Here is a 19,503-nt window from a genome sequence, read left to right as displayed (position 1 = left end):
TCTGTTCTGTCTGTCTTTTTACCGCACGCGCGTACGCCGGCTGCGATACGTATCGAGCACGACCGCCACCACGATCACCGCACCCGTGATGATCCGTTTCGTCGGCTCGTTCGCACCGATCTGCGCGAGCCCCGCGGCCAGCACGGAGATGATCAACACGCCGAAGAACGTGCTGATCACCGAGCCGCGCCCGCCCATCAGGCTCGTGCCGCCGATCACGACGGCGGCGATGACCTGCAGTTCGAGGCCCGCGCCCGCGTTCGGATCGGCCGCCTCGAGCCGCGAAATCTGGAACAGCGACGCGAGCCCCGCGAGCGCGCCCATCAGTGCGAATACGAGGATTTTATACGGCCGCGGGTTAACCCCTGCAAGTCGCACCGCTTCCTCGTTCGTGCCGATGCCCACCAGATAGCGTCCGAACACCGTGCGCGTCAGCACGAACTGGGCCGCGATCATCACCGCGACCGCGATCAGGAACGCCGGCGAGATGCCCAGCGCGATCGGGTTCGACAGGAAGTCGAACGCGTCGCCGATATACGCGGTGCGCGAATTCGTCAGCTGGTACGCGAGGCCGCGCGCGGCCTCCAGCACGCCGAGCGACACGATGAACGACGGGATCCGCCAGCCGACCGTGACCGCGCCCGTCAGCGCGCCCGTGGCGGTCGCGACCGCGATCCCGATCAACGCGGCCGGCAGCGGCCCCCACTGCCATTTCAGCGCGGCGACGCTGACCATCGACGCGGCGAGCGCGAGCACCGAGCCGACCGACAGGTCGATCCCGGCAATGATCAGCACGAAGGTCATCCCGACCGACATCACGACGAGATCGGGAATCTGGTTCGCGATCGTGCTGAACGTGTCGTAGGTCAGGAAATGCGAGCTCAGCACCGAGAACAGCGCGATCATCGCGGCCAGCGCGCCGGCGAGCCCGAGATAGTTCGACAGGCCGAGCCGCGTGCCGGACAGCGTGCGCGCGCGGCGGCCCGTCACGTCCTGCTGCGCGCCTGCGTCGGTCGGGGATACGGGAGGCTGGGTCATTGCTGTCGTCCTGTCGTCGAAGTGCCCGGAGCGGCGCCGCGCGCGTGCTCCGGGTCCGGATGCTGCATGGCGGCCGCCAGCGTCTCGCGGCCGAAGCCGGCGAACGCCGCGGCCAGCAGCGCGTCCTGGGTCCAGTTGCCGCGCTCGAACACGGCGGTCATGCGCCCGGCCGACATCACGCCGATCCGGTCGCAGATCAGCATCAGCTCGCGCAGGTCGCTCGATACGACCACCAGTGCGCGGCCTTCGCGCGCGAGCGCGCCCATCAAAGTGTAGATCTCGAATTTGGCGCCGACGTCGATCCCGCGGGTCGGCTCGTCGAACAGCAGCACGCCCATGTCGCGCGCGAGCCAGCGGCCGATCACGACCTTCTGCTGGTTGCCGCCCGACAGCTCGCCGACCGACTGCGCCGCGCCGTGCGTACGGATCCGCAGCGCATCGATCTGCTGCTCGGCGAGCGCCGTTTCGCGGGCCGAATCGACGATGCCGCCGCGCGCGAGCCGGTCGAGCTGGCCGAGCGACACGTTCGCGGTGATCGACTGCGACAGCAGCAGCCCTTCGCCCTTGCGATCCTCGGTGATCAGCGCGATGCCGAGCTTCACCGCATCGACGGGCGACGCGATCCGCGCCGGCTTCAACGGCTGACCGACGGCGATCGTCCCGGCATCCGGCGTATCGGCGCCGTAGATCAGCCGCAGCAGCTCGGTGCGTCCCGCGCCGATCAGCCCCGAGATGCCGAAGATCTCGCCCGCGCGCACCTCGAGCGACACGTCGCGCACCGCCGTCCCGCGCGTGAGGCCCGATACGGCGAGCCGCGGCGCGCCGAAGCGGCGCTCGCCGAGATCGATGTGTTCGCCGACCTCGCGCCCGACCATCAGCGTGACGAGCCCGTCGGACGTCGTCGCCGCCATGTCGCCCGCATGCACGAGCCGGCCGTCGCGCAGCACCGCGACGCGCTCGGCGACGCGCGCGAGCTCTTCGAGCCGGTGCGAGATGTAGACGATCGCGACGCCGCGCACCTTCAGCCGGTCGATCTGCTCGAACAGCAGCTCGACTTCGCGCGCGGTCAGCATCGCGGTCGGTTCGTCGAGAATCAGCACGCGGCAGTCGCCGATCAGGTTGCGCGCGATCTCGACCATCTGCTGATGGCCGATACCGAGCGCGCCGACCGGCGTATCGGGGTCGACCGCGTCGAGCCCGACCTGCGCCATCGCCGCGCGCGCGTCGTCGCGCAGCCGCGCGCGATCGATGATGCCGAAGCGCCGCGGCAGGCGGTTCAGGAACAGGTTTTCGGCGACGCTCAGCGTCGGCAGCAGGTTCAGCTCCTGCATCACCATGCGCACGCCGAGCGCCTCGGCCTGCGTGCGGCTCGCCGGCGCATAGGCCTCGCCGCCGAGCTGCATCGTGCCGATGGTCGGGTCGACGAGCCCGCCGATGATTTTCGACAGCGTGCTCTTGCCGGCGCCGTTCTCGCCGGTCAGCGCGAGCGCCTGGCCCGCGTCGAGCGTCAGCGTGACGTCGGCGAGCACGGGTTCGGCATAGGTCTTGCCGATGCCGGAGACGGACAGCACGGGGTGGGCTGAACGGGAGGGTTGGAAGGTCGGTTCCATCGCGATCCTGGTTGCGGCCGCGCGCACGGGGCGCGCGGGTATGACGCTCACAAGTGCATGCAGTGGCCGTGATCGCGCTCACACCGGATAACGGCCGCCGCGCCGGATTCTTGAGCGCGGCGGCCGGACCGGTGCGGCGTTACTTCGTCACGAGATCCACCGGCGTCTCGACCACGCCGGACAGGTCGGCCTGCTTGCGATGCTCGGCGATCGCCTTGAGCGCCGTGTCGATGCCGAACACGGCCTGCTTCGCCGCATACTGGTCGGCGGTCGCGAGCACGCGGCCGTCCTTCAGCATCGGCTTGATCGCGTTGATGTTGTCGTAGCCGACCACGAGTACCTTGCCCTGCTTGCCGGCCGCGCGCACGGCCGACACGGCGCCGATCGCCATGTTGTCGTTGCCGCACAGCAGCGCCTTCAGGTTCGGGTATTCGTTGAGCATCGCGGCGGCCACCGCATTGCCCTTGTCGATCTCCCATTCACCCGACTGCACCGACACGACCTTCATCCCGCCCGCCTTCATCGCGTCCTGGAAGCCGGCCGTGCGCTGCTGCGCGTTGGTCGTCGTCGACACGCCTTCGACGATGCCGACCTGGTCGCCCGCCTTCAGCCGCTTCGCAAGGTAGTCGCCGATCTTGCGCGCGCCCTTGCGGTTGTCCGGGCCGACGAACGGCACGTTCAGGTTCTTCGACTTCAGCACGTCGGGATCGAGCCGGTTGTCGATGTTCACGACGACGATGCCGGCGTCGACGGCCTTCTTCACGACCGGCACGAGCGCCTTCGAATCGGCCGGCGCGAGCACGATCGCGTCGACCTTCGACACGATCATCTGCTCGACGATGCGGATCTGGTTCGCGGTGTCGGTCTCGTCCTTGATGCCGTTGGTGATCAGGTCGAACTGGTTCGCGTTGTGCTTCTGGTATTCCTTCGCGCCCGTTTCCATGGTCAGGAAGAACTCGTTGGCGAGCGACTTCATCACGAGCGCGACCTTCGGCTTGGCTGCGGACTGCGCGTGGACAGCCGGGGCAGCGGCCACCGCGACGGCGGCGAGCGCGGCGGTCAGGAAGCGACGGCGAAAGCGGACATTCATACACATCTCCTGGCGACTGGCCCGAAGGCCGATTGTTGTTCGGTTGTTGTTTTAATGTGAGCAAACGTTTGCGCCACACTACCCGGGCAATGGCCATCGATGTTGCTGTCGGTACCACGGAATGGAAGCGAGGCAGACGGCCGACTGCCTGGCGCGTGCTGGCGTTGACGCGCCACCGCCGGCGGGACGCCGGCGGAGTGAAGGCTATGCTGTACCGATTCGCTTCGGCGCGCAACCTGTCTAATCAATATTTAAGGGTTTATTCGGAGCGCGCGAGCGCGCTTCGCGACGCGCAAATACGACACTCGCGATGCCGGCGGCGGTTCGCCGAAGCGCGGTGCATCCAGGTTCTGCGTTGCCGGTTGTTCTTGTTTTTCTGTCCGCACGGGAACGCAGGTCGATCGTCGGCTGACGCGACGCACCGGACCGGCAGCGTCGGCCGATGCTTGAAGCGTGACGGCGGCCATCCCCCCGCCGCCGCCCGGTGCGGCGTACGGCAAGGTGCGCGTCATGCGTGTCGCGCGCCGTCCGCGGGATCCGCCCGGACAGCGCGCGACACGCGCGAATCAAACGGCTTCGCGCAACAGCCCCGCGATTTCCGCTTCGTTCAGGTGCGGCGCGAACATTTCGATCAGCCGGTACGCATACGCACGCAGGAATGCACCCTTGCGCAGCCCGACCCGCGTCGTGCTCGCCTCGAACAGGTGCTGCGTGTCGAGCGCGACGAGCCCCGTGTCGCGCTGCGGGTCGTAGGCCATCGCCGCGACCACGCCGATCCCCATCCCGAGCTCGACGTAGGTCTTGATCACGTCCGCGTCGATCGCGGTCAGCACGACGTCGGGCACCGCGCCCGCCTGCGTGAACGCCTGGTCGATGTGCGAGCGGCCCGTGAAGTCCTGGTCGTACGTGATGATCGGGTATTCGGCGATTTCCTCGAGCGTCAGGTTCTCGCGACCGACGAGCGGGTGGCCCTTCGGCACGACGACCGTGTGGTGCCACGAATAGCACGGGAACGTGACGATGTCCGGATAGCGATCGAGCGCCTCGGTCGAGATACCGAGATCGGCCTCGCCGTTCAGGATCATCTGCGCGATCTGCTGCGGGCTGCCCTGACGCAGCGCGAGATGCACCTTCGGGAACACCTCGGTGAACTGCCGGATCACCTTCGGCAGCGCGTAGCGCGCCTGCGTGTGCGTCGTCGCGACGACGAGGTGGCCGCTGTCCTGATCGGCGAACTGGCGTGCGACGCGGCGCAGGTTCTCGGCGTCGAGCAGCATCCGCTCGATCAGCTGGTGCACCGCCTTGCCGGGCTCCGTGAGCCCCGTCAGCCGCTTGCCGCGCCGAATGAAGATGTCGACGCCCAGCTCATCTTCCAGATCCTTGATCTGTTTCGACACGCCCGACTGCGACGTGTACAGCACGTTCGCGACTTCCGTCAGGTTCATGTTCTGGCGCACCGCTTCGCGCACGAACCGCAATTGCTGAAAATTCATGGGTATGCCTCTTAGGCTGTCGTTGTTTGATTGTCGAATCGGCGCGAATCCCGCCCTCTGCCCTGCGTTGTCTCGTCAACGCGCGGGAAATACCCGCACGGCGCGCGGCACGGCGGTCGCGCCGTCGCCGACCTGCAGCGAAAGCGCGCGCCATGCGTCGCGGTCGAGTTCCGCCTCGAGCGCGCCGCCTGCGCGCGCCTCGAGCTCCACGCGCACCGAACCGCCGAGCGGAATCACGCGCCGTACGTCCACCGCGATGCCGTCGCTGTGCCCTTCGCCCGCCGGCCACAGCTGCAGATCGTGCGGCCGCACGTACGCGTTCGCGGGGCCCGCGAAATCGGCGTCGACCTCGATCGGCGCCGCCGCGCCCTCGGCGACGAAGCCGCGCCCGGCCACCGTGCCCGGCAGCCGGTTCGCCGCGCCGAGAAACTCGTACACGAACGCGCTTTGCGGATGGTCGTAGACGTCCTGCGGGCTGCCGACCTGCTCGACGTGGCCGCGATTGAGTACGACGATGCGATCGGCCACTTCGAGCGCCTCTTCCTGGTCGTGCGTGACGAAGATCGTCGAGATGTGCAGGTCGTCGTGCAGGCGACGCAGCCAGCCGCGCAGCTCCTTGCGGACCTTCGCGTCGAGCGCGCCGAACGGTTCGTCGAGCAGCAGCACCTTCGGCTCGACCGCGAGCGCGCGGGCAAGCGCGATGCGCTGACGCTGGCCGCCCGACAGCTCGGACGGATAGCGCTGCGCGAGCCAGTCGAGCTGCACGAGCTTGAGCAGCTCGTGCACCTTCTCGCGAATCGCGGCTTCGGACGGCCGCTCGCGGCGCGGCTTCACGCGCAGCCCGAACGCGACGTTCTCGAACACCGTCATGTGGCGGAATAGCGCGTAATGCTGAAACACGAAGCCGACCTGCCGCTCGCGCGCGCCAACCGACGCGACGTCGAGCCCCTGCAGCACGACCTGGCCGGCGTCCGCGTGCTCGAGGCCCGCGATCACGCGCAGCAGCGTGGTCTTGCCGCAGCCGGACGGCCCGAGCAGCGCGACCAGTTCGCCGGGCGGGAAGTCGAGCGAGACGTTGTCGAGCGCCGTGAAATCGCCGAAGCGCTTCTGAAGGTGACGGACGGTGATACCCATTCTGGTTGCCTCTTTACGATTTCGACGAAACGGCGCCGACGGGGCCGGCATGTGCGGGAACGGCGTCGTGCGCGTCGGCCAGTTCGGCCGCAAGATGACGCTCGGCGATCAGCTTCAGCGCGAGCGTGACGAGCGCGAGCAGCGCCAGCACCGACGCCACCGCGAACGCCGCCGCGAAGTTGTATTCGTTGTACAGGATCTCTACGTGCAGCGGCATCGTGTCGGTCACGCCGCGAATGTGGCCGGACACGACCGACACCGCGCCGAACTCGCCCATCGCGCGCGCATTGCACAGGATCACGCCGTACAGCAGGCCCCACCTCACGTTCGGCAGCGTCACGCGCCGGAAGATCTGCCAGCCCGACGCGCCGAGCACGCGCGCGGCTTCTTCCTCGTCGGTGCCTTGCGCCTGCATCAGCGGAATCAGCTCGCGCGCGACGAACGGGAACGTGACGAAGATCGTCGCGAGCACGATGCCCGGCACCGCGAAGATGATCTGCACGTCGTGATCCTGCAGCCACGGCCCGAACCAGCCCTGCGCGCCGAACAGCAGCACGTACACGAGGCCCGAGATCACCGGCGACACCGAGAACGGCAGGTCGATCAGCGTCGTCAGCAGCGCCTTGCCGCGGAATTCGAATTTCGCGATCGCCCACGATGCGCACACGCCGAACACGAGGTTCAGCGGCACCGCGATCACGGCGACGGTCAGCGTCAGCTTGATCGCCGACCACGCATCGGAATCGGCGAGCGATTCGAGATAGAAGCCGACGCCCTTGCGCAACGCCTCGACGAACACCGCGGCGAGCGGCACGACGAGGAAGAACGCGAGGAACGCCAGCGCGATGCCGGTGAGCAGCCAGCGCACGACGCGCGACTCGCTGACCGGGTCGAGCCGCTTCGCGGCACGCGCGGCCGGCGACGGGGTTTTCAGCACGACGGTGGCCTCCTGGCTCATTGCTGGCCTCCTGCGGCGGCAGCAGCAGCGGTGACGGTGGCGGGCGCCGGGCCGCTCGCCCCCTTGCTCGTACGACGCTGGAGATACCACTGCAGCGTGTTGATCAGCAGCAGCATCAGGAACGACACGACCAGCATCACGACCGCCAGCGCGGTCGCGCCCGCGTAGTCGTACTGCTCGAGCTTCGTGATGATCAGCAGCGACGTGATCTCGGATTTCATCGGCACGTTGCCGGCGATGAAGATCACCGACCCGTATTCGCCGAGCGCGCGCGCGAACGACAGCGCGAAACCGGTGAGCAGCGCCGGCAGCACGGCCGGCAGCACGACGCGGCGGAACGTCAGCCAGCGCGACGCGCCGAGGCACGCGGCGGCTTCTTCCTGCTCGCGCTCGAAATCCTCGAGCACCGGCTGCACGGTGCGCACGACGAACGGCAGCCCGATGAAGGTCAGCGCGACCAGCACGCCGGCCGGCGTGAACGCGATCTTGATGCCGAGCGGCGCCAGATACTGGCCGACCCAGCCGTTGGTCGCGTAGACGGCCGCGAGCGAGATGCCGGCCACCGACGTCGGCAGCGCGAACGGCAGGTCGACGACCGCGTCGACGAGGCGCTTGAACGGGAACGTGTAGCGCACCAGCACCCATGCGACGAGGAAGCCGAACACGGCGTTGATCAGCGCGCCGCCGAGCGCGGCCGAGAACGTCAGCCGGTACGACGCGAGCACGCGCGGCGACGTGACGGCGGTGACGAACTGGTCCCACGACAGCGTTGCGGTCTTCAGGAACGTGGCGGCGAGCGGAATCAGCACCACGAGGCTCAAATAGGCCACCGTGATGCCGAGTGTCACGCCGAAACCGGGCAGCGCGCTCGGCTTGCGAAAGGTGTACGTCGTCATCGGATGCTCTTGCTGGGTCGATGCTGCTCACGGGTCCGACGCAAACGCCGGCGCAGTGAATCGCGCCGGCGAGCCGTCGGGGACGCGGCGCGCTGTCGTGGCGCGCCGCTTGTCGTTATGGTGTGACTGCGTGCGTTACTGCGGCTTGTAGATCGAATCGAACACGCCGCCGTCCGCGAAATGCGTCTTCTGCGCATTGGTCCAGCCGCCGAACGTGTCGTCGACCGTGTACAGCTTCAGCTTCGGGAACTGCTTGGTCAGCTCCGCCGGTACGTTCTTCGAACGCGGCCGGTAGTAGTTGCGCGCCGCGATTTCCTGGCCTTGCGGGCTGTACAGAAAATTCAGGTATGCCTCGGCCAGCTTGCGCGTGCCCTTCTTGTCGACCACCTTGTCGACCACCGCGACGGGCGGCTCGGCCAGGATGCTCACCGACGGCACGACGATCTCGAACTTGTCGGTGCCGAATTCCTTGACCGACAGGAATGCCTCGTTTTCCCATGCGATCAGCACGTCGCCGATCCCGCGCTGCACGAAGCTCGTCGTCGCGCCCCGCGCGCCCGAATCGAGCACGCCTGCGTTCTTGTAGAGCTTCGAGACGAATTCCTTCGCGGTCTGCTCGTTGCCGCCCGGCTTGTGCTGGGCGTACGCCCATGCGGCCAGGTAGTTCCAGCGCGCGCCGCCCGAGGTCTTCGGGTTCGGCGTGACGATCGAGATGCCCGGCTTGGTCAGGTCGTCCCAGTCCTTGATCCCCTTCGGATTGCCCTTGCGCACGAGGAACACGATCGTCGACGTGTACGGCGACGCGTTGTCGGGCAGGCGCTTCTGCCAATCCTTGTTCACCAGCCCCTTGTTCGCGAGCGCGTCGATGTCGTACGCGAGCGCCAGCGTGACGACGTCGGCCTGCAGCCCGTCGAGCACCGAGCGCGCCTGCGCGCCCGAACCGCCGTGCGACTGCTTGAAGTTGACCGTTTCGCCCGTCTTCGCCTTCCACTCCTTGCCGAACGCCTGGTTGAAATCCTGATACAGCTCGCGCGTCGGGTCGTACGACACGTTCAGGAAGGTCGTATCGGCCTGCGCATGCGTCGCGACGCCCAGCGCCGCCGCCGCGCCCAGCGCGAGTGTTGCGATCAGGCGACCCACTCCGCCCACCAGCCCCGTATTGCGCTTCGCCATCCTTGGTTCTCCAGTGTTGTCGGTATTGCGATGTCGGGCCAGTCTATCGAACGGGTTACATGATTAAAAATAATCGTTCCTTATTTTTTAATACTCAAAAGTGCTAACGCAGACGGGATGGACGGTTGCGGCGGACAAACCGGCGTCAGGACGTCGCGAAATCACGCCGGAACCGGCGCGATCGCGTCGAACCTCAAGTAACACTTGAAATTCCCCAAGTACTGTATAAAAATACAGCTCACTGTCTATCCATACAGTTCAGCCATGACCAAACTCACCGCCCGTCAGCAGCAAGTGTTCGACTTGATCCGTCGCGCGATCGAGCGCTCCGGATTCCCGCCCACCCGTGCCGAGATCGCGGCCGAGCTGGGCTTCAGTTCGCCGAATGCCGCCGAGGAGCACCTGCGCGCGCTGGCGCGCAAGGGCGTGATCGAGCTGGCGGCCGGCGCGTCGCGCGGCATCCGGCTGCTCGGCCTCGACGACGCCCCACATCAGTTCACGCTGCCGCACGCCGGCCTGATGCAACTGTCGCTGCCGCTCGTCGGCCGCGTCGCGGCCGGTAGCCCGATCCTCGCGCAGGAGCACATCTCGCAGCACTACGCGTGCGATCCCGCGCTGTTCACCAGCAAGCCCGACTATCTGCTGAAGGTGCGCGGCCTGTCGATGCGCGACGCCGGCATTCTCGACGGCGACCTCCTCGCCGTGCAGAAGCGCACGGAAGCGAAGGACGGCCAGATCATCGTCGCGCGTCTGGGCGACGACGTCACGGTCAAGCGCCTGATGCGCCGGCCTGGCGGCCTCGAGCTGATCGCGGAGAACCCGGATTACGAAAACATCTTCGTCAAGGCCGGCAGCGCGGATTTCGCGCTGGAAGGCATCGCCGTCGGGCTGATCCGCTCGGGCGAACTCTGACATTCCGTCTCGCTAGGAGAACATCATGGAACGCCTTTCCCGCCTGCTGCCTTTCCGTCAATTCGGTCGCCTGCGTCATCTGCGCGGCCGCACGCCCTGCGCACCGCTGTCCGCGGCTGCGCCTGTGCAAGAAGAAATCGCAGTCGAACGGCAGGCGTCCCTGCTGCCGTCAGCGCTCCCCGCGTTCGCGCGGGTGTCGCTGAACGCCGGTCTGAATCATGCGGAACCCGCGCGCCGCGCGCCGGTGCGCGTCTATCACGGCCGCTCGCGCCTGATCATGGTGGGCACGATCGATGCCGTGTGCCGGATGATCGATCGCTGCATCGCGGAGGAACGATCGGCCACGCCGGGCGGTCTCTGATTGCGGAACCTTCCCGCACCGGAGGCAACGTGACTGAATCGTCGCGCCGCGCTTGGCGAATCAAGCCGCTGCTGATCGTCGCGCTGGTCGTCGCCCTCATTGCGGCGCTCGGCTATGCGTACGCGTCACCGTATGTCGCGCTCGGTCGCCTGAAATCGGCGATCGATGCGCGCGATGCGCAGGCGATCAGCGAGTATGTCGATTTTCCGTCGCTGCGCATCAGCCTGAAGCAGCAGGTCACGGAAGAGTTGATGCGCCGGATCGACGCCGTGAAGAAGAACAATCCGTTAGCGGTGATTGGCGCGCTGATCGGGTCGGCGCTGATCGGCCCGCTGGTCGATGCGTACGCGACCCCGGAAGGCGTCGCCGCGTTGATGAGCGGATTGCCGCCGCGCGGCAATCCCGGCGAGCGCCCGCCCGAGTGGTCGAATCAGCCGCCAGCAGGCAATGCGTCCGGCAACCCGCCTGCCGCACCGCCCGTCAATCCGGCGCCGGCAAGTGCTGCGGTACCGGGCGGCAACGCGGCCGCTTCGGCCGCATCGTCGCCGGCACCTGCGCCCGCCGCACCTGCCAGCCCGAGCGAAGCAACGCAAGCGCCGCGCCAGCAGCAAACCAGCGCGGGCTACCGGAATATCGATGAATTCGTCGTCACATATCAGCGCAGCGCCGACGGCACGCGCTATGCGGCGATCTTCCACCGCTTCGGGCTGTTCTCGTGGAAATTGTCCGGAATCGACCTGCACGCATAACAGGCCGCGCTCGGTGCGCGCGCTGCCAATGCAGCGCGACGCCTGACCGGCCCGCATCGCCGGTCGGGCTGTCAGGGTCATCCAGCCTTTAGGTCATTGGCTGCTCGCCGTGGCCGCTTCACGTTCGCGCGCGATTTCGGCCTTCTGCTCTTCCGCCGACGAGCACGCGACCAGAATGCTGCAGTTCACGCGATCGAGCAGTTGCGTATTGCCCGACCCCATCCACCATCTCGACAATCCGCTGCGGCACCGGTGGCCGACGACGACGAGGTCGACCTTCAGCTCCGACGCGAGATTCGCGATTTCGTCGATCGGATAACCGAATGCGAAATGGCCTTCGGCCTGGACGCCGCGCTCGCGCAGCCAGTTCACGCCTTCCTGCAGGATTTCGCGCGCGGTTTCCTCGAAGCGGCCGCATGCGACGTCGGTCAGCAAACCCGCGCTTTGCGCGATGCTCGAACGCATGTCCACGACCGACAGCAAGTGCGTTTCGGCCTTCAGGTCCATTGCGAGATTGGCGCCGTAACGCAGCGCCTTGCGCCCTTCGAGCGTGCCGTCGTAACACAGCAAAATCTTGTTGTAGCTAGCCATGAAGCCTCCCTATCGCGACAACGAGCCTACGCATTCATCATGGTGCGCCGCAATTCAGGACGCAAGGGATGGAAAACGCTGATTCGCCCCGCTCGGCGCGTGCGCGATGATGCAGTGCACGATCGGTGCGTGCTTGCCTCGCACCGTGCGCGCATGCCCTCAAGCGATGCAGCGATGCACTAGAATGGCCCCGTTCCACGTCCGGCGGGCCAGCTCGCGCCGGCGTCGTATGCTTCGGCCATGCCCATGTGACACGCCTTCGCGCGATCCGTTCGCACACGGGCCGCGGGCCGGGCGGCGGAACGCACCCGCTTACAACGACAACACGCCCATGTCCGTCGCACCAATCGATTTCCGCAACGTCGAAAAGCGCTATGGCGACAAGCTCGTCGTCAATGGCCTGTCCTTCAACGTGAAGGCCGGCGAATGCTATGGTCTGCTCGGGCCGAATGGCGCCGGCAAGACCACGACGCTGAAGATGCTGCTCGGCCTCGCGCATCCCGACGCAGGCACGATCGCGCTGTGCGGCGAACCGGTTCCATCGCGTGCGCGACATGCACGGCGGCGAGTCGGGGTCGTCCCGCAGTTCGACAACCTCGACCCCGACTTCACCGTCCGTGAAAACCTGCTCGTGTTCAGCCGCTATTTCGGGATGTCCGCGCAGGCCGCACGCGCGCTCGTGCCGCCGCTGCTCGAATTCGCGAAGCTGGAAAACAAGGCCGATGCAAAAGTCGGCGAACTGTCGGGCGGCATGAAACGCCGCCTCACGCTCGCCCGCGCGCTCGTCAACGATCCCGACGTGCTGGTGCTCGACGAGCCGACGACGGGCCTCGATCCGCAGGCGCGCCACCTGATGTGGGAGCGGCTGCGCTCGCTGCTCGCGCGCGGCAAGACGATCCTGATCACCACCCATTTCATGGAAGAAGCCGAGCGCCTGTGCGATCGGCTGTGCGTGATCGAGGAAGGCCGCAAGATCGCCGAAGGTGCGCCGCATGCACTGATCGAATCGGAGATCGGCTGCGACGTGATCGAGATCTACGGGCCGGATCCGGTCGCGCTGCGCGACGAGTTGTCGGCATTCGCGAAGCACACCGAGATCAGCGGCGAGACGCTGTTCTGCTACGTGACCGACCCCGAACCGGTCAGCGCACGACTCACGGGCCGCCCGGGGTTGCGCTATCTGCATCGCCCGGCCAATCTGGAGGATGTGTTCCTGCGGCTCACGGGCCGCGAGATGCAGGACTGATCGACCATGGACGTCCGCAACTATTCCGCCACCACGCCATCGGCCCCGCCGCGCGCGTCGCGCTTCGCGATCGCGATGCCGGCGAACGCAAGCAACTGGGTCGCCGTCTGGCGGCGCAACTATCTCGTGTGGCGCAAGCTCGCGCTCGCGTCGATGTTCGGCAATCTCGCCGATCCGATGATCTATCTGTTCGGGCTGGGTTTCGGGCTCGGCCTGATGCTCGGCCATGTCGACGGCGTGTCGTATATCGCGTTCCTCGCGGCCGGCACGGTCGGCTCGAGCGTGATGATGTCCGCGAGCTTCGAATCGATGTATTCGGGTTTCTCGCGGATGCACGTGCAGCGCACGTGGGAAGCGATCATGCATACGCCGCTCGCGCTCGGCGACATCGTGCTCGGCGAGATCGTCTGGGCGGCCAGCAAGGCGATGCTGTCGGGGAGCGCGATCATGCTCGTCGCGGGCGTGCTCGGCTACGCGGCGTTTCCGTCGATGCTCGCGGTGCTGCCCGTGATCGCGCTGGCCGGCCTCGCGTTCGCCAGCCTCGCGATGATCGTCACGGCGCTCGCGCCATCCTACGATTTCTTCATGTTCTACCAGACGCTCGTGCTGACGCCGATGCTGCTGCTGTCGGGCGTGTTCTTCCCGATCACGCAGTTGCCGCCGCTCGCGCGGCACGCGGCGCAGGCGCTGCCGCTCGCGAATGCGGTCGAGCTGATCCGGCCTGCGATGCTCGGTCGGCCGGCGACCGACATCGCGTTGCACGTCGTGGTGCTCGCCGGCTACGCGGTCGGCGGGTTCCTGCTGTCCGCGTGGCTGTTCCGGCGGCGGATGATGCGCTGACGGCCGGCGCGTCGGGCACCGGGCACCGGGCACCGGGCGTCGGGCACCGGGCGCCGGCTTCATGCGACGACGTTACTCGTCGTCGTCGCTCCACGGAATTTCGACGTCGGTCAGGAACGCGACGGTCGCGAGCGGGCCGCCTTCCTGGCGGCCGAGCTTGCCGTCCGCGCGATGCCATTCGACGCGGAACTGCGTGCCCGGATCGTCGGCCACCAGATAGACCGTGCGCAGTTCTTCCTTGTCGGCTTCGTTCACCGGGCCGTCGAACGACACCAGCATCTTCTGCGGCCACAGGCCGTTGACCGGATCGTAGATGCGATCGCCTTGCGGAATGTCGATGCTGGCCTCGACGCCGATCGTTGCGGATGCCTCGATGATCATCGTGCCGAGCGCGTTCAGCACGGCAGTCGCCCGCGCGGAATTGGCCTGGCGGATCGCGAGATCGCCGCGCGTCAGCGCCTTTTCGAGTCGAGGATGGATCTTCGGTTGGGTCATGCGTTTTCCTGTTTGCTTCTTGTAAAGGGCGCCGCACGCGTGAAGCGGCGGCGCCGGATGAATACGAATGCGACGCGTGCGCCGGGCCGGCGTGTCGCCCGCGTTGTCAGAACCCGAACGCGATCGCGAGCAAGCCGCTCACGATCCCGAATACGACGACGAGCGTCGCGACGATCGCCAGCATGTAGGGCTTGAACGAACGCGCGAGCATCGCGAGCGACGGCACGCTGATCGGCGGCAGCGTCATCAGCAGCGCGGCGGCCGGACCGACGCCCATGCCGAGCGACAGCATCGCCTGGATGATCGGCACCTCGCCGGCCGTCGGGATCACGAACAGCATGCCCGCGACCGCGAACGCGACGATCCAGCCGAGATGATTGCCGATGTCCGGGCCGATGTGCGGAAACAGCCACGCGCGCGCGGCGCCGAGCAGCAGCACGAGCACGATGTATTCGGGCACGAGCCGCACGGCCATGCGCGCGAGCAGTTTCATCCAGCGGACGAACGGATTGCCGGCAGCGGCCTGTTCGGCCGCCAGCGCGGCGAGCTGCGCATCGTCGATGCTGCGGTCTTCGGGGCGCGCGATGCGGTTCAGCAGATAGCCGATCCCGAACACCATCGCGATGCCCAGCACGAGGCGCAGCGCGCTCCAGTGCCAGCCGAGCACGAAGCCCATGAACACCAGCGCGGCCGGATTCAGCACCGTATTGCCGAGCCAGAACGCGACCGCGCCGCCCGGCGATGCATGGCGCGCACGCAGGCCGGCGACGACCGGCGCCGCGCAGCACGTGCACATCATCCCGGGCAGCGACAGCAGCCCGCCCGCGGCGACGCTGCCGAAGCCCGTGCGGCCGAGCACGCGCGCCACCCAATGCGCGGGCAGCAGCGCCTGCACGGCCGAGCCAAGCAGCAGGCCGAGCACCATCGCCTGCCAGATCGCCTTGCCGTATGCCCATGCGTAGTCGAGCGCCGCCTTCAGCGACGGCTCGGGTGCGGCCGCCGACGTGCCCATCAGGATCGACTGGCCGATCGAATGGTGCTCGGCGGCAACGAACGCCTTGTTGTAGTACGGGAACCATTTTACGTAGAACAGTCCCGCGACCGCGATCAGCAGGAAGGTCATCCAGCCGAGGGCCGGGTTCGGTTGGGTGCGTGTGGTCGTCATCGTGTGGTGATCGTCGATTGGTTTTTGTCGGTTTCGGATGTCGTGCCGCCGGCAAGCGCGGCCGATGCGGGCAATCCGGCCTGCGCGAGTTCGGCCAGCAGCGTGCGCGCCTGAGCGCGTACGTCGTCCGCGTTGGGCCGGAACGTGAACGTCAGCGCGCGGTTCGGCTTGTCGTATGTCGCGCGATACGTGCGTGCGTAGGCGGGATCGTAATGTCTGTCGATCAGTTCGGTGAACAGATCGGCCCGCGCGCCGGCATCGATCAGCGCCTTCCAGCGCATCACCTCTTCGCGGCTGTGCAGGCCGATCAGCCGATGAAGCTGCGCCTTGAATGCGTCCGGTTCGTCGAACAGGTGCGCGTAATCGTCGAGCAGGAACGCGATCCGCTCGTCGTGCGCCGCTTCGACCTGCACCCACGGCCCCGCGTGAAACGCTTCGATCAGCGCGATCGGCAACTGCACGAGCCCGATCCTGCGGCTTTCCGACTCGACGAATACTGGCCATTGGGAGTTGAAACGCCCGAGCGTCTCGACGAGCCCGGAATCGAACCCCTTTTGCGTGGGCTGCGGCTTGCCCGGCAGCGCGCCGAGCAGGGAGCCGCGATGGCACGCGAGTGCTTCGAGATCGAGCGTCTGCGCGCCCACGTCGCGCAGCGCGTTCAGCAGGCGTGTCTTGCCGCAGCCCGTATGGCCGACGAGCGCGATGTAGCGAAAGCGCGTCGGCAGCGAGTCGAGCGTCGCGCACACCGACCGGCGGTATGCCTTGTAGCCGCCGTCGAGCTGGCGCGCCTTCCAGCCGATCAGGTTGAACCAGGTCGTCATCGAGCCCGAACGCTTGCCGCCGCGCCAGCAGTAGATCAGCGGTCGCCAGTTGCGCGGCCGGTCGGCAAACGTCGTGTCGAGATGGCGTGCGATGTTGCGCGCGACGATCGCCGCGCCGACGCGCGTCGCCTCGTACGGCGACACCTGCCGGTACATCGTGCCGACGAGCACGCGCTCTTCGTTGCTGAGCACGGGCGCGTTCAGCGCGCCGGGGATATGGTCCTCGGCGAACTCGAGCGGCGTGCGCACGTCGATGATCTCGTCGAACTCGCCGGCGCGATCGAGGGTGACAATCAGGTTCTTCAATTTGGCGTCGAACAGGGGCGATGCGGCTCGGGGAGCCGCATGGGCACGGAAGGCGGATTGACGATTATCTCACGGGCCGGCGTCCCGGGCCTCGTGCGGCAGTCGGCGACGACGACGCGGCCTGCATCGCGTCGATCAGATGGTCGCGGAACGCGCGCACCGACGCGGGCAGATCGCGCCCGGCCATCGTCTGCACCTGGATGCTGCGTTCGCGCAGTTGCGGGTTCGTCACCGGCACGACGACGAAGCCGTCCGCATCGGCGCGATCGCGCACCGACAACAGCCCCGTGAACATCACCGCACCCGTGCGGCGCGCGTAGCCGTACATCGCCGCTGTGTTGTTACTGGTCAGTTCGGGCTCGAGCAGCAGCCCGTCGAGCGCGCACGCGATGTCGATCAACTGGCGCACCGTCGTGCCGGCCTCGGGCAGCACGTGCGCGTGCCGCGCGACATCGGCAAGCGACACCGCATCGCGCGCCGCGAGCGGGTGATCGTGCCGGACCAGCGCAAAGACCGGCGCGCGCTCGGTGTGGTCGACGCGCACGCCTTTCTCCGGCGCGAGGCTGAACGTCAATGCGATGTCCGCATCGCCGTCGCGCACGCGCCGGGTCGCGTCCGCCGGCGATACGACCCATACGGTGAAATCGACGCCCGGGTGGCGCGCCTTGAAGCTCGCGAGCACGCCGGGCAGGAAATCGATCGCGAACCCTTCCGAGCACGCGATCTTCAGCAGGCTGCCGTGCAGCGCGTCGAGCCCGCCGATGTCCTTCATCACGTGCTCGGCCTCCAGCAGGCTGCGCTGCGCGAACGCCAGCAACCGCTCCCCCGCCTCCGACAACGCCATCCCGCGCGGCCGCCGCTCGAACAGCGGCGCGCCGAGCTCGCTCTCCAGCTTCGCGATCTGGCGGCTGATCGCCGACACGGCCACGTGCAGCCGCGCGGACGCGTCGCTGATCGAGCCGGTACGCGCCACCTCGACGAAATACCGCAACCCCAGGCCATGCAGGAAAGCCGCCATCGTTCTGTCTCCGCGCCGCATCCGGCCGCGCTGCTTTGCCTTTTCGGCAAAGAAAGGTTCGAAATTCGATCATTGTGACAAAAAAAGCGGCTTTCTAGAATCGATCGCACTTCACGTTGCCTGCGCGGCCCGCGCACGGCGAACCCGACCGAGGAGACACGATTTGAGCCGTACCGCCGCCATCCAGCATGCGCTGAACCAGTTCGAATCCGGCGCGTTCTTCACGACCCTGAGCCGCCGCGTCGGCCTGCGCACCGAAAGCCAGGAATGCGGCAGCGGCGCCGCGCTGCGCGCCTATCTGACCGACGAGATCGCGCCCGAGGCCGCCCGCCTCGGTTTCACGTCGCGGATCGTCGACAACCCGGTCGACGGCGGCGGCCCGTTCCTGCTCGCGTCGCGCCACGAAGACGACGCGCTGCCGACCGTGCTGATCTACGGCCACGGCGACGTCGTGCGCGGCTACGACGCGCAGTGGCGCGCGCCGCTGTCGCCGTGGACGCTGACGGCCGACGGCGATCGCTGGTATGGCCGCGGCAGCGCCGACAACAAGGGCCAGCACACGATCAACCTCGCCGCGCTGGCGAGCGTGCTCGATGCGCGCGGCGGCCGGCTCGGCTTCAACGCGAAGCTGCTGATCGAAATGGGCGAGGAAACCGGGTCGCCGGGGCTCGACGCGCTGTGCCGCCAGGAGCGCGACGCGCTGGCGGCCGACGTGCTGATCGCGTCGGACGGCCCACGCATCGCCGCCGCGCGCCCGACGGTCTTCCTCGGCTCGCGCGGCGCGGTCAACTTCAAGCTGAGCCTGCGCGCCCGCGACGGTGCGCATCATTCCGGCAACTGGGGCGGACTGCTGCGCAATCCGGCGATCGTGCTCGCGCATGCGCTCGCGAGCCTCGTCGACGCGCGCGGCGCGATTCGCGTCGCGGGGCTGCGCCCGCCGCCGATCCCGGCCGCGGTGCGTGACGCGCTCGCCGATCTTTCCGTCGGCGGCGGCCCCGGCGACCCGGCGCTCGACGCCGACTGGGGCGAGCCCGGCCTGTCCGCGGCCGAACGCGTATTCGGCTGGAACACGTTCGAGATCCTCGCGTTCAAGGCCGGCAATCCGGAGCACCCCGTCAACGCGATCCCGCCCGCCGCGTATGCGCACTGCCAGTTGCGCTTCGTCGTCGGCACCGACTGGGAAGCACTGCATGCGCACCTGCGCGCGCACCTCGATGCGCACGGCTTCGCCGACATCGAGATCGACGTCGAGCGCGGCGCACCGGCGACGCGCGTGCCGCCGGACGATCCGTGGGTGCGCTGGGCCGTCGCGTCGCTCGCGCGCACCACCGGCAAGAAGCCCGCGATCCTGCCGAATCTCGGCGGCACGCTGCCGAACGAGGTGTTTGCCGACACGCTCGGGCTGCCGACGCTGTGGGTGCCGCACTCTTACCCGGCGTGCGCGCAGCACGCGCCCGACGAGCATCTGCTCGCGAGCGTCGTCAGCGAGGGGCTGCAGATGATGGCCGGCCTCTTCTGGGATCTCGGCGACGACGCGCCGCCCGTTCGCCGCGCGGCATCCGCCGCGGCCGGCGCCGCCCTGTAACGCGCTTCGCCCCTTTCACGGG

At 67.7% G+C, this 19,503-nt stretch carries 19 protein-coding genes; 6 read left to right on the top strand and 13 right to left on the bottom strand.

The features are described 5' to 3' along the window. Window positions 1-18 precede the first annotated feature (18 nt). The 8 genes from KR541_RS08080 to KR541_RS08045 form a co-directional block, all read right to left on the bottom strand. Window positions 19-1,038 (bottom strand): ABC transporter permease, encoded by a 1,020-nt coding sequence (locus KR541_RS08080; RefSeq protein WP_006476069.1) that lies wholly within the window; start codon window positions 1,036-1,038, stop codon window positions 19-21. Next, window positions 1,035-2,648: a sugar ABC transporter ATP-binding protein gene (locus tag KR541_RS08075; RefSeq protein WP_216089484.1), complete on the bottom strand. Its 1,614-nt coding sequence runs from the start codon at window positions 2,646-2,648 to the stop codon at window positions 1,035-1,037. Before KR541_RS08075 ends, KR541_RS08080 begins: the two co-directional genes overlap by 4 nt. Window positions 2,649-2,787: 139 nt before the next feature. Further along, window positions 2,788-3,738 (bottom strand): sugar ABC transporter substrate-binding protein, encoded by a 951-nt coding sequence (locus tag KR541_RS08070; protein WP_050012585.1) that lies wholly within the window; start codon window positions 3,736-3,738, stop codon window positions 2,788-2,790. A 566-nt stretch (window positions 3,739-4,304) separates the two neighbouring features. Further along, complete coding sequence (locus tag KR541_RS08065; protein WP_034186954.1) at window positions 4,305-5,231, bottom strand: CysB family HTH-type transcriptional regulator; 927 nt, start codon at window positions 5,229-5,231, stop codon at window positions 4,305-4,307. A gap of 75 nt (window positions 5,232-5,306) precedes the next feature. Further along, window positions 5,307-6,365, bottom strand: a complete 1,059-nt coding sequence (locus KR541_RS08060; protein ID WP_050012584.1) for a sulfate/molybdate ABC transporter ATP-binding protein — start codon at window positions 6,363-6,365, stop codon at window positions 5,307-5,309. 13 nt (window positions 6,366-6,378) lie between these two features. After that, window positions 6,379-7,323, bottom strand: a complete 945-nt coding sequence (cysW, locus tag KR541_RS08055; RefSeq protein ID WP_050012583.1) for a sulfate ABC transporter permease subunit CysW — start codon at window positions 7,321-7,323, stop codon at window positions 6,379-6,381. Beyond that, the gene (gene cysT, locus KR541_RS08050) at window positions 7,320-8,219 is read right to left on the bottom strand and encodes a sulfate ABC transporter permease subunit CysT (RefSeq protein ID WP_050012582.1); all 900 of its coding nucleotides are present in this window, start codon (window positions 8,217-8,219) and stop codon (window positions 7,320-7,322) included. The genes cysW and cysT overlap by 4 nt, the downstream gene beginning before the upstream one ends. 135 nt (window positions 8,220-8,354) lie before the next feature. Next, window positions 8,355-9,392 (bottom strand): sulfate ABC transporter substrate-binding protein, encoded by a 1,038-nt coding sequence (locus KR541_RS08045; RefSeq protein WP_050012581.1) that lies wholly within the window; start codon window positions 9,390-9,392, stop codon window positions 8,355-8,357. Between the two features lie 264 nt (window positions 9,393-9,656). Between KR541_RS08045 and lexA the strand changes: the two genes are divergently transcribed. From lexA to KR541_RS08030, 3 genes are read left to right on the top strand one after another with little or no spacing between them, the layout of a single operon-like run. Further along, a complete protein-coding gene (gene lexA, locus KR541_RS08040; RefSeq protein WP_050012580.1) occupies window positions 9,657-10,304 on the top strand; it encodes a transcriptional repressor LexA in 648 nt (215 codons plus the stop codon). 25 nt (window positions 10,305-10,329) lie between these two features. After that, a complete protein-coding gene (locus KR541_RS08035) occupies window positions 10,330-10,665 on the top strand; it encodes a hypothetical protein (RefSeq protein ID WP_069621440.1) in 336 nt (111 codons plus the stop codon). Between the two features lie 29 nt (window positions 10,666-10,694). Then, window positions 10,695-11,414 (top strand): DUF2939 domain-containing protein, encoded by a 720-nt coding sequence (locus KR541_RS08030; RefSeq protein WP_209925567.1) that lies wholly within the window; start codon window positions 10,695-10,697, stop codon window positions 11,412-11,414. Window positions 11,415-11,507: 93 nt separating this feature from the next. Here KR541_RS08030 and KR541_RS08025 read toward each other — a convergent pair whose 3' ends face one another. Further along, on the bottom strand, window positions 11,508-12,005 hold the full coding sequence (locus tag KR541_RS08025) for a universal stress protein (RefSeq protein WP_089467374.1): 498 nt from the start codon (window positions 12,003-12,005) through the stop codon (window positions 11,508-11,510). A gap of 331 nt (window positions 12,006-12,336) precedes the next feature. On the opposite strand from KR541_RS08025, the gene nodI reads away from it, so the two are divergent. Together nodI and KR541_RS08015 are read left to right on the top strand one after the other, a co-directional pair. Beyond that, complete coding sequence (gene nodI / locus KR541_RS08020) at window positions 12,337-13,251, top strand: nodulation factor ABC transporter ATP-binding protein NodI (protein WP_050012576.1); 915 nt, start codon at window positions 12,337-12,339, stop codon at window positions 13,249-13,251. Window positions 13,252-13,257: 6 nt separating this feature from the next. Further along, entirely contained in the window at window positions 13,258-14,091 is an 834-nt protein-coding gene (locus KR541_RS08015) for an ABC transporter permease (protein ID WP_050012575.1), read from the top strand. A gap of 72 nt (window positions 14,092-14,163) precedes the next feature. Here KR541_RS08015 and KR541_RS08010 read toward each other — a convergent pair whose 3' ends face one another. The 4 genes from KR541_RS08010 to KR541_RS07995 form a co-directional block, all read right to left on the bottom strand. Then, entirely contained in the window at window positions 14,164-14,586 is a 423-nt protein-coding gene (locus tag KR541_RS08010) for a hypothetical protein (protein WP_050012574.1), read from the bottom strand. 106 nt (window positions 14,587-14,692) lie between these two features. Continuing rightward, window positions 14,693-15,751, bottom strand: coding sequence for a permease (locus KR541_RS08005; RefSeq protein ID WP_027809855.1), 1,059 nt, complete (start codon window positions 15,749-15,751; stop codon window positions 14,693-14,695). After that, window positions 15,748-16,878 carry a tRNA 2-selenouridine(34) synthase MnmH gene (mnmH, locus tag KR541_RS08000; RefSeq protein ID WP_050012573.1) on the bottom strand — a complete coding sequence of 377 codons (1,131 nt, stop codon included), beginning with the start codon at window positions 16,876-16,878 and terminating at the stop codon, window positions 15,748-15,750. The genes KR541_RS08005 and mnmH overlap by 4 nt, the downstream gene beginning before the upstream one ends. Before the next feature lie 64 nt (window positions 16,879-16,942). Then, on the bottom strand, window positions 16,943-17,896 hold the full coding sequence (locus KR541_RS07995; protein WP_050012572.1) for a LysR substrate-binding domain-containing protein: 954 nt from the start codon (window positions 17,894-17,896) through the stop codon (window positions 16,943-16,945). Between the two features lie 163 nt (window positions 17,897-18,059). On the opposite strand from KR541_RS07995, the gene KR541_RS07990 reads away from it, so the two are divergent. Next, window positions 18,060-19,481 (top strand): M20 family metallopeptidase, encoded by a 1,422-nt coding sequence (locus KR541_RS07990; protein ID WP_124556404.1) that lies wholly within the window; start codon window positions 18,060-18,062, stop codon window positions 19,479-19,481. Window positions 19,482-19,503: the final 22 nt, after the last annotated feature.

The organism is Burkholderia sola (assembly GCF_905400185.1).
Classification (GTDB): Bacteria; Pseudomonadota; Gammaproteobacteria; order Burkholderiales; family Burkholderiaceae; genus Burkholderia; species Burkholderia sola.
This window is presented reverse-complemented; position numbering and strand designations above follow the sequence as displayed.